Genomic DNA, 13,847 nt, shown 5'->3' on the forward strand with positions numbered 1-13,847 from the left:
CGGATCAACCGGCCAGTTGCTGATTCAGATCCATCATGCGGCTGGCGATGGCATCCGGGTTGATGGAGTAGCTGCCGTTCTGCAAGGCTTCCTTCACTGCCTGGACGCGACCGGTGTCGATCGCCGAGGACTGCGAAAGCTCGCGCTGCAGGTTCTGCAGGTTGGTCGCCTCGCCGGTCAGCTTGACGCTGTCGGTGGGCGCGGTGGCAGCGATCGGGGACGTGCGATCTTCGCCGGCCGAAGCGATCTTGCTGCTGGTGGCCGCCGTACGAAGGGTGGCAGCGGTCGGTAGATTACCTTCAATTTTCTGGGTCATGTCAGGAACTCCTCTACAGGTCGTAGGGGATAACGGCACCCGGAAAAAAAACTTTACAACTAATTTTCACCTGGAAACGACGACGGTTCCACTGGCCTCGACGACTCCCTGCACCACCCGCCGCGAGGAAGAATTCTCCACCGATACGCGCTCGTTCTCGCCGGCATCGGACAGCGCGCGGCCGCTCATGCGCACTTCCAGGCCACCGTTGCGCGCCACCAGCGGCACGGTGTCGCCGCGTCGGACCAGGCGCTGGGAGACCAGATCGCTGGCAGAGAGCAGCGTGCCGGCAGGCAGGATGCGACGAGCGCTCCTGCCGACCGCAGCCACCGGGTCGGCCAGCACCGCACCGACGATGCGCGCGGCGTCACGCTTCTCGATGCTGATATCGGCCAGCGAAATGGTTTCTCCAGCGCTGATGCCGCGGCGCAGCACCAGCACGTCCTGGTTACGGCGCACTTTGAGCGGCACGAACAAGCGCCAGCCGGCCGGTTGCGGGCAGGCCACTTCCACCGTATTGGTCCCGGTGGGCTGGGCCTGCAACGCGATCGGGCAGGCCGGCATGCGCAGGCCCGGATCGAGCGTGGCCTCGGCCTGTGCATCCGGGCCAACGGTCGCGAGCGCCGCAGCACGGATGGAATCGACAGACTGATAGCTCTGGGCCCACGCCGGAGCGGCAGCCAACAAAATGACAAGCAGGAGCAGGCGCATGGGACCAGATCCGGAGGAAGACGGGACAGACGCTGCAAGCGGCGTGCCTGTTTTCGAATAGGGAATCGGGAATGGGGAATCGGTTGGTGGCTGAAAGATGGTTGGCCTTCGTTGCTGCCGTGCGATTTACTAGGTGAAAGCTATCAGTAGGCAAAGTCACTGCCCTTCGCTTCGGGCTTGCTGCGGAAAGCTTCATCCCTCGCTTTTACGATTCCCCATTCCCGACTCCCCATTCCCGACAGCGCCCCCCCGATCAACCACAAAGCCCTCAAGTTTCCGGGCGGCGCTGTCGATATCTGCCCCATGACCCACGATCTGCTCAACCGCATCGACCAGCGCACCCGACTGGCTGGCCACAATCGACTGGCCCTGCTGCTGTTCCGGCTGGGCGGGCGCCAGCTTTTTGGCGTCAACGTCTTCAAGGTGCAGGAAGTGCTGCGCCGCCCGGATCTGTTCCAGGTGCCGGGCCTGCCGAGCGAGTTCGCTGGCGTGGCCGATGTCCGTGGGCGCTCGGTGCCGGTGCTGGACTTGGGGCTGGCCATCGGCCACCCCGAACGCGACTCGCATGCCGAGGGTGGCCCCGGGTACCTGGTGGTGGCCGAGTTCAACCGCTCGGTCCAGGGCTTTTTGGTCAGCGGCGTGGAGCGGATCGTCAATATTGCGGTGGAAGATATTCATCCACCGCCGGAACTGGGCGCCGAAGCCACCTACCTGACGGCAGTCACCCGCTTCCATGGCGAGTTGATCCAGGTCATCGACGTGGAAAGCGTGCTGGCCGACATCGCCAAGGTCAGCAAGGACGTGCAACTGGATCCGTCGTTGCAGCTGGTGGCCTACGACCGGCAGTTCCAGGTACTGGTGGTGGACGATTCGCGCGTGGCGCGCCAGCAGATCCGCAGCGTGCTCGACCAGCTCGGTGTCTCGGCCACCCTGCTGTCGGACGGCCGCCAGGCGCTGGATCACCTGCTGCAGGTGGCCGCCTCCGGCGAAAACCCGGCCGACCGCTATGCCATGGTCATCTCCGATATCGAAATGCCGGCGATGGACGGCTATACGCTGACGACGGAAATCCGGCGCACGCCAGGCCTGCAGGGCTTGTACGTGCTGCTGCACACCTCGTTGTCCGGGGTGTTCAACAACGCCATGGTCGAGCAGGTCGGTGCCAACGCCTTCGTGGCCAAGTACAGCGCCCACGAACTGGCCGACTATGTGCTGGCGCGCCTCAAAGTGGTTGCCGAAGCGGCCTGAGCACACGTTTGGGCCGTACAGTCGATGAGCCGCAGGCGGCCATCGTCAGCGCCTGTTCCCTGGAAAAGGCTCCTGGTGACGGAATTGCGGCGGTGTGAGCATTCCCTCGCCAGGTCCTGACACCTGTCAGACAGTCTGGCCGGGCTGCAAGTTGCACAGCTGACCGCTGCAGCTTCTCCGGGGACAACCCACGTCCCGATCTCTGCCCGCCAAGCCCGTCTTTCGGCTGCTCCTGGCGCCCTCCCGGCGCGCCCCCTGTCCCACCTCGATTTGGCACAAACATTGCTTCTTCCCTGGCAACATCTCGCGGGAGAGCACCGTGTCCAATCCCTTCTCGTCCTTTCTAGGCGTCCACGGCGACGCGCTGCCGCTGCGCGAGCAACGGATGAAGCTCATTGCCAGCAACCTGAGCAATGTGGACACCCCTGGCTACAAGGCCAAGGACCTAAACTTCGAAGCCGCGCTCAAGGCGGCCGAAGGCGCACGCGATGGCACCCTGTTGCAGACCACCGACGCCAAGCATTATGAGATCGGTGGCAGCGCCGGGCTGAACCCGTTCCAGATCACCCGCGCAGCCGACCAGCCCAGCCTGGACGGCAATACCGTCGATCCCGACGCAGAACGCGCTGCCTACGGCCGCGCTGCGCTGGAATATCGCGCGTCGCTGAGCTTCCTCGAATCCAAGGTGCGCTCGATGCTCACCGCGATCACGGGCCAATAAGTCATGAGCAACCTTCCCATTTTCGATGTGGCCGGCTCGGCGATGCATGCGCAGTCGGTGCGCCTGAGCACCATCGCCTCCAACCTGGCCAATGCCGATTCGGTGGCCGGTTCGGCCGAGGCGACCTACAAGCCGATCGAGCCGATCTTCCAGGCCCAGCAGAACCGCCAGGACCCCAGCCTGACGTCGGTGAACATCAAGGAGATCAGCAACACCAACGCCCCGCCGATCCGTCGCTACGAGCCGGGCCACCCACTGGCCGATGCCGATGGCTATGTGTTCTCGCCAGACGTGGATCCGGTGTCGCAGATGGTCAACATGATTTCCGCCTCGCGCAACTACCAGGCCGGCGTGGAAATGCTCAATACCGCCAAGGAACTGGCGCTGGCGACCCTGACCATGGGGCGCTGACCCGTCCCTAGCTGACCCAACCCAACGGAACCTTCCAGATGAGCACGATCGGCAGCGATCTCTACAAAAGCCTTGGACTGAGCACTGGCAGCACTGTCGCCAAGAAGGAGGAAGCGCTCGGCCAGGCCGACTTCCTCAAGTTGATGACCGAGCAATTGCAGCACCAGGACCCGCTCAAACCGATGGAAAACAGCGCATTCCTTGGCCAGCTGGCGCAGTTCTCCACGGTGCAGGGCATTGGCGACCTCAACACCAAGGTCGGCGATTTCTCCGCCGCGATGAGCAACGACCAGGTGCTCAAGGGCGCGGCGCTGGTCGGCCACAACGTCCTGGTGCCATCCCCGCAAGTGGCCATCGATGGCACCGGCTCGAGCAAGGGCGTGGTGTCTTCCACCGCCGCCGGCACGGTCAATTTCGAGATCACCGACGCCAACGGCACCTTCGTCAAGCAGATCAGCGTGCCGTCGCCCGCGCCGGGCGAGGTGCCCTTTGCGTGGGACGGCACCGACGCCAATGGCAATCGCATGCCCGCCGGCAAGTACGGCATCACCGCGACACAGACCGATACGGCCGGTGCCAAGAGCAAGTTGCCTACCTACGTGGATGCACCGGTGGACAGCGTCACCATCGGCGCAAAGGGCCTGTACCTCAACCTGACCGGACTCGGCACCGCCCCGCTCGCCAACGTGCTCCGCATCAGCTGAGCCGGCAACCGACACTCAAAGGAATCCATCCATGTCTTTCAATACTTCGTTGTCCGGCATCACCGCAGCCAATGCCGACCTGAACGTCACCTCCAACAACATCGCCAACGTCAACACCACCGGCTTCAAGGAATCGCGCGCCGAGTTCGCCGACATGTTCCAGAGCACCAGCTACGGCCTGTCGCGCAACGCGGTGGGCTCGGGCGTGCGGGTCAGCAACGTGGCGCAGCAGTTCTCGCAAGGCAACATCGACCCGACCGGGCGCAGCCTGGACCTGGCAGTCTCCGGCGAAGGCTTTTTCACCGTCTCTTCCAATGGCGCCAAGATGTACACCCGCGCCGGCAACTTCCAGACCGACGCCAATGGCTACGTCATCAACCCACAGGGTGCGCGCCTGCAGGTGTTCGCCCCCAATCCCAGCGGCAACGGCTTCGACGTGGGCCGCCTGTCGGATCTGCAGCTGCTGACCACCGACAGCCCGCCCAAATCGACTTCCACGGTCAACCTGGCCTTCACCCTGCCCGGCAATAGCACCGCACCGGTGGTGACCCCGTTCAACCCGGCCGACGACAAGACCTATAGCCATTCCACCGGTGGCATCAACGTCTACGATTCGCTGGGCGTCAGCCATGTGCAGACCTCCTATTTCGTCAAGACCGCCAACCCGAACGAGTGGCAGGTGCACAACTATGTGGATGGCACGGCGGTCGGTGCACCGACCACCCTGCAGTTCTCCAATACCGGTGCGCTGACCACGCCGGCCAACGGCATCGTCACGATGGACCCGTTCACCCCAAGCACCGGTGCCGGCGTGCTGAACATGCGGCTGGATATCAGCGGCTCCACCCAGTACGGCGAAGCCTTCGCGTTGCGCGACACCCGCCAGGACGGCTACGCCAGCGGCAAGCTCAACGAGATCAGCATCGACACCAGCGGCGTGGTGTTTGCGCGCTACTCGAATGGCGCCGACAAGCCGCTGGGCCAGGTGGCGCTGAGCAGCTTCGTCAACCCGCAGGGCCTGCAATCGCAGGGCAACAACATGTGGGCCGAAAGCTACACCTCCGGCGCCGCGCGCACTGGCGCACCGGACACCTCGGACCTGGGCCAGATCGAATCCGGCTCGCTGGAATCCTCCACGGTGGACCTGACCGAGCAGCTGGTGAACATGATCGTGGCCCAGCGCAACTTCCAGGCCAACTCGCAGATGATCTCCACGCAGGACCAGGTCACCCAGACGATCATCAATATTCGTTAAGAGCCGGGAATCGGGAGTGGGGAATAGGGAGTGGGGAATAGGGAATCGTAAAAGCCGGCGTCGCGCGTGACTGATGCCGGCCTTGCCCCCTACTCTCCCAGCCCCCGCCATCCCGCTGTTGCGATTCCCGATTCCCGATTCCCGATTCTCCATTCCCGGTGCCCCATGGATAAAGCCCTCTACGTCGCGATGACCGGTGCCCGTGCCTCCCTGCAGGCGCAGAGCACCGTGTCGCACAATCTCGCCAACGTCGATACGGTGGGGTTCAAGGCCGCATTGGCCAATACCGAGGCCTTCAAGTTGCAGGGCAAGGGGTATCCGTCGCGCATTGATGCCTTGCATGTGGATCAGGGCTTCGATCGCAGCCAGGGCCACCAGAAGGTCACCGGCAACCCGCTGGACGTGTCGCTACAGCAGGACCGCTGGCTGGCGGTGCAGTCGCCCGACGGCAGCGAGGCCTATACCCGCAATGGCGAGCTGGCGCTCACCGCCAATGGGCAGCTGGTCACCGCCAACGGGCATGCGGTGCTGGACGAGGCCGGCAACCCGATGACCATCCCGCCGCACCAGGCGATGGAGATCGGCAGCGACGGCAGCATTTCCATCATTCCCCAGGGCGAAGGCCCGCAGATCATGGCCATCGTCGGCAAGATGAAGGTGGTCGATGCCCCTGCCGATCGTTTGACACGGCGCCCCGACGGGTTGATGCGCAATACCAGCACCGACCCGGCGCAGGCGTTTGCGGTGGCCACCGGCAAGACCGTCAACAGCGGCATGCTGGAAGGCAGCAACGTGGATGCCGCCGGTGCGCTGGTGGAAATGATCCAGCTGCAGCGCCAGTTCGAAATGCAGGTCAAGATCATCAAGAACGGCGACGACAATGCACAGTCGTCCAATTCGCTGCTGCGGGTGAGTGGCTGACCGCAGCGCGACTAGTTTTTCAGCGGCAAGGCGGCTGATCTGTGGCTTGCTGCAGGGCCCTCGCCCGCCCACCCTCGCGGGACACGCCGTGAATCCATCCATGGAGGCTCTGATGCGGCATCCATGCCGCATAAGGTCCCGCGAGGGTGGGCGGGCAAGGACCAGTGGAGGGTGTCGGTGTGCATGTTTTAGAGCCACGCATGAGCGCGCGCGTTCGATTCTGATGTAACGCGCCGGCTCAACATTCCACCCACATCAAGCGCCAAATAGCGTTTCACGCGACGACCGACCAACTTCCTGGTGCGGTGTCCTTGCCGTTGGCGGGACCATGTAGCGGCATGGATGCCGCTACTGAGCCTCCAGGGACGGATTCACGGCGTGTCCCGCCAACGGCAAGGGCACCGCGCCCTCGACCAACCACCACTGCAACTACCACTGCAACTGCGTCGCAGTAGCAGCCACCAACCCCGCACCCGCAGCACATCGCGCACCAGGCCGCGTGATCCAGCACACACCTGGCGGAAATCCGGCACGTGTTTGGCACGCCACGTGCATCTACCCACCCGTACCCGGAACACATCCCCGGGTCTAACGAGGAATCGGGTCATGAATCAGGCTTTGTGGGTCGCCAAAACCGGACTGGATGCGCAGCAGACGCGCATGTCGGTCATCTCCAACAACCTGGCCAATACCAATACCACCGGCTTCAAGCGCGACCGTGCCGCGTTCGAAGACCTGCTGTATCAACAGGTGCGTGCGCCGGGCGGCTCCACCTCCGCGCAGACACAGCTGCCGACCGGCCTGCAACTGGGCACCGGCGTGCGCGTGGTATCCACCTTCAAGGGCTTCGACCAGGGTAGCCAGCAGCAGACCGGCCGCGCGCTGGATGTGATGGTCAACGGCCGCGGCTTCTTCGAAGTGCAGATGCCCGACGGCACCTCCGCCTACACCCGCGACGGCACTTTCCAGATCAACGCGCAGGGCGAGCTGGTCACCAACAGCGGCTACCCGCTGCAGCCGGGTATCCAGGTCCCGGAAGGCGCGCAGTCGCTGACCATCGGCAACGACGGCACCATCAGCGTGACCCTGGCCGGCCAGGCCGCCGCGCAGGAGATCGGCGCACTCACCTTGACCGACTTCATCAATCCCTCGGGCCTGCAGGCCAAGGGCGAGAACCTGTTCGTCGAAACCACCGCTTCGGGCCCCGCACAGAACGGCAGCCCCGGCCTCAACGGCCTGGGCACCACCGTGCAGGGCGCGCTGGAAGGCAGCAACGTCAATACCGTGGAAGAGCTGGTGAGCATGATCGAAACCCAACGCGCCTACGAAATGAACGCCAAGGCCATTTCCACCACCGACTCGATGCTCGGTTACTTGAACAACAACGTCTGATCGGCTCGCCGCTCACCGCCCTCTCAGGAACTTACGCCATGTCCCGCCTGCCTTCCCTCTCCTCCCTGTGCTTGGCCATCGCCTGCAGCGCGCTGCTGGGTGGCTGCGTGGCTGCCGGCGATGTGCGGCCGTTCGCCGAGCTGGCGCCGATCGTGCCGGTGGTGGCGCCGACCGCACAGCCCACCGCCGGTGCGATCTATGCCGCCGGCCCCAGCTTGAACCTGTATGGCGACCGCCGCGCCCGCGATGTCGGCGACCTGCTGACGGTGAACCTGGTCGAGAGCACCACCGCCTCGTCTACCGCCAACACCAGCGTCAGCAAGGCCGACACCGTGGACATGAGCACGCCTACCCTGCTGGGCGTGCCGCTCACCGTCAACGGCACCGACATATTGCGCAATTCCACCAGTGGCGACCGCACCTTTGCCGGCAAGGGCAACACCGCGCAAAGCAACCGCATGCAGGGCAGCGTGACCGTCACCGTGATGCAGCGCCTGCCCAACGGCAACCTGGTGATCCAGGGCCAGAAGAACCTGCGCCTGACCCAGGGCGACGAACTGGTGCAGGTGCAAGGCATCGTGCGCGCGGCCGACATCGCCCCGGACAACTCCGTGCCCTCCAGCAAGGTGGCCGATGCCCGCATCGCCTACGGCGGCCGTGGCGCCATCGCGCAGTCCAACGCCATGGGCTGGCTGAGCCGCTTCTTCAACTCCCGTCTGTCGCCCTACTGAGCCTGCGACCATGAACCTGTCTTCCCTGCCCTTCCGTCTGCTCGCTGCCGCCGTGGCGCTGTGCGCGATCGCCGCGCCGGCCAGCGCCGAGCGCATCAAGGATCTCGCCCAGGTCGGCGGGGTGCGCGGCAACGCGCTGGTCGGCTACGGCCTGGTGGTTGGCCTGGATGGCAGCGGCGACCGCACCAGCCAGGCGCCCTTCACCGTGCAGAGCTTGAAGAACCTGCTCGGCGAACTGGGCGTCAATGTTCCGGCGAACGTCAACCCGCAGCTGAAAAACGTCGCCGCCGTGGCCATCCATGCCGAATTGCCGCCGTTCGCCAAGCCGGGCCAGCCGATCGATATCACCGTGTCCTCGATCGCCAATGCGGTGTCGTTGCGTGGCGGCTCGCTGCTGATGGCGCCGCTGAAAGGCGCCGATGGACAGGTCTATGCGATGGCGCAGGGCAACCTGGTGGTCGGCGGCTTCGGTGCGCAGGGCAAGGATGGCTCGCGGGTGTCGGTGAACATTCCCAGCGTCGGCCGCATTCCCAACGGCGCCACCGTCGAACGTGCGTTACCGGACGTATTCGCCGGCAGCGGCGAAATCACCCTGAATCTGCATCAAAACGACTTCACCACCGTCTCGCGCATGGTCGCGGCGATCGACAACAGTTTCGGCGCCGGCACCGCGCGTGCGGTGGATGGCGTGACCGTGGCGGTGCGCTCGCCGACCGACCCGGGCGCGCGCATCGGCCTGCTGTCGCGGCTGGAAAATGTCGAACTCTCCCCGGGCGATGCGCCCGCCAAGGTGGTGGTCAACGCACGCACCGGCACCGTGGTCATCGGCCAGCTGGTGCGCGTGATGCCGGCGGCCATCGCGCATGGCTCGCTTACCGTGACCATCAGCGAAAACCTCAACGTCAGCCAGCCGGGCGCCTTCAGTGGCGGACAAACCGTCGTCACCCCGCAATCCACCATCACCGCCACCGCCGAAGGCAGCCGCATGTTCAAGTTCGAAGGCGGCACCACGCTCGACCAGATCGTGCGCGCGGTCAACGAGGTCGGCGCGGCTCCCGGCGACCTGGTCGCCATCCTGGAAGCCCTGAAGCAGGCTGGCGCGCTGACGGCGGAGCTAGAGGTGATCTGACATGCGTATCGCAGCCTCGCCCATTGATCTCAACCCGAGCACCAAGGCCGATCCGGCAAAGATCGACAAGGTCTCCCGTCAGCTCGAAGGCCAGTTCGCGCAGATGCTGGTCAAGAGCATGCGCGATGCCAGCTCCGGCGACCCGATGTTTCCGGGCGAAAACCAGATGTTCCGCGAGATGTACGACCAGCAGATGGCCAAGGCGCTGACCGAGGGCAAGGGGCTGGGGCTGTCGGCGATGATTGCCAAGCAGCTGGGCGGCGATACCGGCGGCCCGGCGTTGAATACCTCGTTGAGCACTGCCGATGCCGCCAAGGCCTATGCGCTGGTGGCGGGCAAGCGGGATGCCTCGTTGCCGCTGCCTGCACGCGATGGCGCGGCGAACGGCATCGACGTCAGCGCTGCCACACGCCCGGGGATCGGCGCAGGCGGCCTGAGCGGGATCGGCATGAGCCAGGTGCTGGACCTGATCGCCGGGCGCACTGGCAGCAGCGAGGCCGGCGGCGACGATGCCGCCGCACTGAGCTGGCCGTCGGCCAAAGATCGCTGGAGCGATGTGGCCGCCAGCGATGCCGCCGACGCCAATGCCGCGGTCAACGCCAGCGCCGCCAGCAGCGCCGCTGCCAGCCTGGGCGAACGCACCCCGGAAGGCTTCGTCGCCAAGATCTGGACGCATGCACAAAAAGCCGCACGCGAACTGGGCGTGGACCCACGCGCACTGGTGGCACAGGCCGCGCTGGAAACCGGCTGGGGCCGTCGCGGCATCGGCAATGGCGGCGATTCCAACAACCTGTTCGGCATCAAGGCCACCGGCTGGAACGGCGCCAAGGTCACCACTGGCACCCACGAGTACGTCAACGGCGTCAAGACCACCGAAACCGCCGATTTCCGTGCCTACGGCTCGGCCGAGGAAAGCTTTGCCGACTACGTGCGCCTGCTGAAGAACAACGACCGCTACCAGGGCGCACTACAGGCCGGCACCGATATCCACGGTTTTGCACGCGGCTTGCAACGTGCTGGCTACGCCACCGATCCGGGCTATGCGGCCAAGATCGCGGCGATCGCCAACGGCCCGACCATCGACCGTGCGGTGGCCGCAATTGGCAACGCGGCGGCCGATCTTTCCAACCGCTACGCCAGTACCGCCGAGCCGGCCGGGCTTGGCACCATCCGTCGCTGAGGTAGTCGCCCATGTCCATCATGTCCACCGGGACCAGCGCACTGATCGCCTTCCAACGGGCGTTGTCGACCGTGAGCCACAACGTCGCCAACATCAATACCGAAGGCTACAGCCGCCAACGTGTGGAATTTGCAACGCGCACGCCCACCGACATGGGCTACGCGTTCGTGGGCAATGGCGCCAAGATCACCGACGTGGGCCGGGTGGCCGACCAGCTGGCCATTTCGCGCCTGCTCGACAGCGGCGGCGAACTCTCGCGCCTGCAGCAGCTGTCCTCGCTGTCCAACCGCGTGGATGCGCTGTACTCCAACACTGCCACCAACGTGGCCGGGCTGTGGTCGAACTTCTTCGACTCCACCAGCGCACTGTCTTCCAATGCCTCCTCCACTGCCGAACGCCAGAGCATGCTCGACAGCGGCAACTCGCTCGCGACGCGCTTCAAACAGCTCAACGGGCAGATGGACAGCCTGAGCAATGAGGTCAACAGCGGCCTGACCTCATCGGTGGACGAGGTCAACCGTTTGACGCAGCAGATCGCCAAGATCAATGGCGCCATCGGCAACAGTGCCCAGAATGCAGCGCCGGACATGCTCGACCAGCGCGACGCGCTGGTGACCAAGTTAGTGAGCTACACCGGCGGCACCGCGGTGATGCAGGACGGCGGCTTCATGAACGTTTTCACCGCCGGCGGTCAGCCGCTGGTGGTGGGAACCACCTCGGCCAAGCTCACCACCGTCGCCGACCCGTACCAGCCGACCAAGCTGCAGGTGGCGATGCAGACCCAGGGCCAGAACGTCAGCCTCAGCGCCAATTCGCTGGGCGGGCAGATCGGCGGCCTGCTGGAGTTCCGTAGCAGCGTGCTGGAGCCGACCCAGGCCGAACTCGGCCGTCTGGCGGTGGGCATGGCCAGCACATTCAACGCCGGTCACGCGCAAGGCATGGACCTGTACGGCGCGATGGGCGGCAATTTCTTCAACATCGGCTCGCCCACCACTGCCGCCAACCCGAACAACACCGGTAGTGCCTCCCTGAGCGCCACTTTCAGCAACATGAGCGCGGTGGATGGGCAGAACGTCACGCTCAGTTTCGATGGCACCAACTGGAAGGCCACCAACGCCAGCACCGGCTCGGCCGTGCCGATGACCGGCACCGGCACCGCAGCCAACCCACTGGTGCTCAATGGCGTCAGCATGGTGGTCGGCGGCACGCCAGCCAACGGCGACAAGTTCCTGCTGCAACCCACTGCCGGGCTCGCCGGCACCTTGTCGGTGGCCATCACCGACCCGTCGCGCATTGCTGCGGCAACGCCGGTCAAGGCCACCGCCACCGTCGCCAACTTAGGCTCGGGCAAGATCAGCGACGTCAAGGTCACCAATGCGCAGAACCCGGCGCTGCTGACCCCCTCCTCGGTGGAGTTCATCGACGCCAACCAGTACACCATCGATGGCACCGGGCCGTTCGCCTACACCGCCGGCCAGACCATCAGCGCCAATGGCTGGAGTTTTGCGCTGGATGGCGCGCCCAAAGCCGGCGATACCTTCGGCGTCGGCCCGATGGGTGCCGGCTCCAGCGACAACGGCAACGCCAAGTTATTGGCCAAGGTCGAAGACGCCAAGGCGCTCAACGGCGGCACGGTCACGCTCAACGGCGCGCTGTCGGGCCTGACCACGTCGGTGGGGTCGGCGGCGCGTGCAGCCAGTTATTCGGCCGATGCGCAGAAGGTCATCAATGACCAGGCGCAGGCCAGCCGCGACTCGATTTCTGGCGTCAACCTCGATGAGGAAGCCGCCAACATGCTGAAGCTGCAGCAGGCCTACCAGGCCGCTGCACAGATGATTTCCACCGCCGACACCATCTTCCAAGCCATCCTGGGCGCCGTACGCTGATGACTGACCGTATCTCCACCAGCATGATGTACAGCCAGTCGGTCGCCTCGATGGGGGCCAAGCAGGCGCGGCTGAACCAGCTCGAATCGCAGCTGTCCAGCGGCCAGCGCCTGGTCACCGCCAAGGACGACCCGGTCGCTGCCGGTACCGCCGTGGGCCTGGATCGCGCGCTGGCAGCAATCACCCGCTTCGGCGAAAACGCCAACAACGTGCAGAACCGCCTGGGCCTGCAGGAAAACGCCCTGACCCAGGCCGGCGACAAAATGGCGCGCGTCACCGAATTAGCGGTGCAGGCCAACAATTCCTCGCTCAGCCCCGACGATCGCAAGGCGATCGCCTCGGAGCTGACCGCCCTGCGCGACAGCATGGTCAGCCTGGCCAACAGCACCGACGGCACCGGGCGCTACCTGTTCGGCGGCACGGCCGACGGCAGCGCACCGTTCATCAAGAGCAGTGGCAGCGTCACCTACAACGGCGACCAGACCCAGAAACAGGTGGAAGTGGCGCCGGACACCTTTGTCAGCGACACCCTGCCCGGCAGCGAAATCTTCATGCGCATCCGCACCGGCGACGGCACCGTGGACGCGCACGCCAACGCCGCCAATACCGGCACCGGGTTGCTGCTGGATTTCAGCCGCGACGCCAGCACCGGCAGCTGGAATGGCAGCAGCTACAGCGTGCAGTTCACCGCCGCCAACACCTATGAAGTGCGCGACAGCACCAATGCGGTGGTCAGCACCGGCACCTATAAAGATGGCGAAGACATCAACGCGGCCGGCGTGCGCATGCGCATCAGCGGCGCACCGGCGGTGGGGGATAGTTTCCAGATTGGCGCCTCCAGCACCAAGGACGTGTTCTCCACCATCGACGACCTAGTCGGCGCACTCAACTCGGACACCCTGACCCCGCCGCAAAAGGCATCGATGATCAACACCTTGCAGTCGTCGATGCGCGATATCGCGCAGGCGTCCTCCAAGATGATCGATGCGCGCGCCTCCGGTGGCGCGCAGTTGTCAGCAATTGACAACGCCAACTCCTTGCTCGAATCCAATGAAGTCACGCTCAAGACCACCCTGTCGTCGATCCGCGATCTGGACTACGCCTCGGCGATCGGGCAGTACCAACTCGAGAAGGCCTCGTTGCAGGCCGCTCAAACGATTTTTCAGCAGATGCAATCGTCGTCGTTGTTTAATTTGATCCGCTGAATTTGCGCAGGACACCCTGCGTTTTGTTCGCTCCCGC

14 protein-coding genes are annotated in these 13,847 nt (G+C 64.9%); 12 read left to right on the top strand and 2 right to left on the bottom strand.

The features are described 5' to 3' along the window. Window positions 1-4: 4 nt before the first annotated feature. Window positions 5-316, bottom strand: a complete 312-nt coding sequence (flgM, locus tag XcuCFBP2542_RS11545; protein WP_104603704.1) for a flagellar biosynthesis anti-sigma factor FlgM — start codon at window positions 314-316, stop codon at window positions 5-7. A gap of 66 nt (window positions 317-382) precedes the next feature. After that, complete coding sequence (gene flgA / locus XcuCFBP2542_RS11550) at window positions 383-1,027, bottom strand: flagellar basal body P-ring formation chaperone FlgA (RefSeq protein WP_104603705.1); 645 nt, start codon at window positions 1,025-1,027, stop codon at window positions 383-385. A gap of 303 nt (window positions 1,028-1,330) precedes the next feature. On the opposite strand from flgA, the gene XcuCFBP2542_RS11555 reads away from it, so the two are divergent. The 12 genes from XcuCFBP2542_RS11555 to flgL all read left to right on the top strand — a co-directional run bounded on the left by XcuCFBP2542_RS11555 (window position 1,331) and on the right by flgL (window position 13,810). Then, window positions 1,331-2,275, top strand: a complete 945-nt coding sequence (locus tag XcuCFBP2542_RS11555; RefSeq protein ID WP_104603706.1) for a chemotaxis protein — start codon at window positions 1,331-1,333, stop codon at window positions 2,273-2,275. 319 nt (window positions 2,276-2,594) lie between these two features. Next, a complete protein-coding gene (gene flgB / locus XcuCFBP2542_RS11560; RefSeq protein WP_104603707.1) occupies window positions 2,595-2,996 on the top strand; it encodes a flagellar basal body rod protein FlgB in 402 nt (133 codons plus the stop codon). 3 nt (window positions 2,997-2,999) lie between these two features. Next, window positions 3,000-3,407 (top strand): flagellar basal body rod protein FlgC, encoded by a 408-nt coding sequence (gene flgC, locus XcuCFBP2542_RS11565; protein WP_104603708.1) that lies wholly within the window; start codon window positions 3,000-3,002, stop codon window positions 3,405-3,407. A 38-nt stretch (window positions 3,408-3,445) separates the two neighbouring features. After that, on the top strand, window positions 3,446-4,111 hold the full coding sequence (locus XcuCFBP2542_RS11570) for a flagellar hook assembly protein FlgD (RefSeq protein ID WP_104603709.1): 666 nt from the start codon (window positions 3,446-3,448) through the stop codon (window positions 4,109-4,111). Between the two features lie 31 nt (window positions 4,112-4,142). After that, on the top strand, window positions 4,143-5,366 hold the full coding sequence (flgE, locus tag XcuCFBP2542_RS11575) for a flagellar hook protein FlgE (protein ID WP_104603710.1): 1,224 nt from the start codon (window positions 4,143-4,145) through the stop codon (window positions 5,364-5,366). Between the two features lie 165 nt (window positions 5,367-5,531). After that, window positions 5,532-6,287, top strand: coding sequence for a flagellar basal-body rod protein FlgF (gene flgF, locus XcuCFBP2542_RS11580; protein ID WP_104603711.1), 756 nt, complete (start codon window positions 5,532-5,534; stop codon window positions 6,285-6,287). Window positions 6,288-6,893: 606 nt separating this feature from the next. Further along, window positions 6,894-7,679, top strand: a complete 786-nt coding sequence (gene flgG / locus XcuCFBP2542_RS11590; RefSeq protein ID WP_104603713.1) for a flagellar basal-body rod protein FlgG — start codon at window positions 6,894-6,896, stop codon at window positions 7,677-7,679. Window positions 7,680-7,717: 38 nt separating this feature from the next. Next, window positions 7,718-8,410, top strand: a complete 693-nt coding sequence (gene flgH / locus XcuCFBP2542_RS11595; RefSeq protein WP_104603714.1) for a flagellar basal body L-ring protein FlgH — start codon at window positions 7,718-7,720, stop codon at window positions 8,408-8,410. Between the two features lie 10 nt (window positions 8,411-8,420). After that, complete coding sequence (locus tag XcuCFBP2542_RS11600; RefSeq protein WP_104603715.1) at window positions 8,421-9,539, top strand: flagellar basal body P-ring protein FlgI; 1,119 nt, start codon at window positions 8,421-8,423, stop codon at window positions 9,537-9,539. Window position 9,540: 1 nt separating this feature from the next. Next, entirely contained in the window at window positions 9,541-10,719 is a 1,179-nt protein-coding gene (locus XcuCFBP2542_RS11605) for a flagellar assembly peptidoglycan hydrolase FlgJ (RefSeq protein WP_104603716.1), read from the top strand. Window positions 10,720-10,730: 11 nt separating this feature from the next. Next, a complete protein-coding gene (gene flgK / locus XcuCFBP2542_RS11610) occupies window positions 10,731-12,605 on the top strand; it encodes a flagellar hook-associated protein FlgK (protein WP_104603717.1) in 1,875 nt (624 codons plus the stop codon). Then, window positions 12,605-13,810: a flagellar hook-associated protein FlgL gene (gene flgL / locus XcuCFBP2542_RS11615; protein ID WP_104603718.1), complete on the top strand. Its 1,206-nt coding sequence runs from the start codon at window positions 12,605-12,607 to the stop codon at window positions 13,808-13,810. The genes flgK and flgL overlap by 1 nt, the downstream gene beginning before the upstream one ends. Window positions 13,811-13,847: the final 37 nt, after the last annotated feature.

Origin of the sequence: Xanthomonas cucurbitae (assembly GCF_002939885.1) — a bacterium.
In the GTDB taxonomy this organism is placed as follows: Bacteria; Pseudomonadota; Gammaproteobacteria; order Xanthomonadales; family Xanthomonadaceae; genus Xanthomonas; species Xanthomonas cucurbitae.

Bases quoted from the DNA above. Each gene is read 5' to 3' on its own strand.
- flgM (WP_104603704.1), bottom strand. From the start codon at position 316: ATGACCCAGAAAATTGAAGGTAATCTACCGACCGCTGCCACCCTTCGT.
- flgA (WP_104603705.1), bottom strand. From the start codon at position 1,027: ATGCGCCTGCTCCTGCTTGTCATTTTGTTGGCTGCCGCTCCGGCGTGG.
- XcuCFBP2542_RS11555 (WP_104603706.1), top strand. From the start codon at position 1,331: ATGACCCACGATCTGCTCAACCGCATCGACCAGCGCACCCGACTGGCT.
- flgC (WP_104603708.1), top strand. From the start codon at position 3,000: ATGAGCAACCTTCCCATTTTCGATGTGGCCGGCTCGGCGATGCATGCG.
- XcuCFBP2542_RS11570 (WP_104603709.1), top strand. From the start codon at position 3,446: ATGAGCACGATCGGCAGCGATCTCTACAAAAGCCTTGGACTGAGCACT.
- flgE (WP_104603710.1), top strand. From the start codon at position 4,143: ATGTCTTTCAATACTTCGTTGTCCGGCATCACCGCAGCCAATGCCGAC.
- flgF (WP_104603711.1), top strand. From the start codon at position 5,532: ATGGATAAAGCCCTCTACGTCGCGATGACCGGTGCCCGTGCCTCCCTG.
- flgG (WP_104603713.1), top strand. From the start codon at position 6,894: ATGAATCAGGCTTTGTGGGTCGCCAAAACCGGACTGGATGCGCAGCAG.
- flgH (WP_104603714.1), top strand. From the start codon at position 7,718: ATGTCCCGCCTGCCTTCCCTCTCCTCCCTGTGCTTGGCCATCGCCTGC.
- XcuCFBP2542_RS11600 (WP_104603715.1), top strand. From the start codon at position 8,421: ATGAACCTGTCTTCCCTGCCCTTCCGTCTGCTCGCTGCCGCCGTGGCG.
- XcuCFBP2542_RS11605 (WP_104603716.1), top strand. From the start codon at position 9,541: ATGCGTATCGCAGCCTCGCCCATTGATCTCAACCCGAGCACCAAGGCC.
- flgK (WP_104603717.1), top strand. From the start codon at position 10,731: ATGTCCATCATGTCCACCGGGACCAGCGCACTGATCGCCTTCCAACGG.
- flgL (WP_104603718.1), top strand. From the start codon at position 12,605: ATGACTGACCGTATCTCCACCAGCATGATGTACAGCCAGTCGGTCGCC.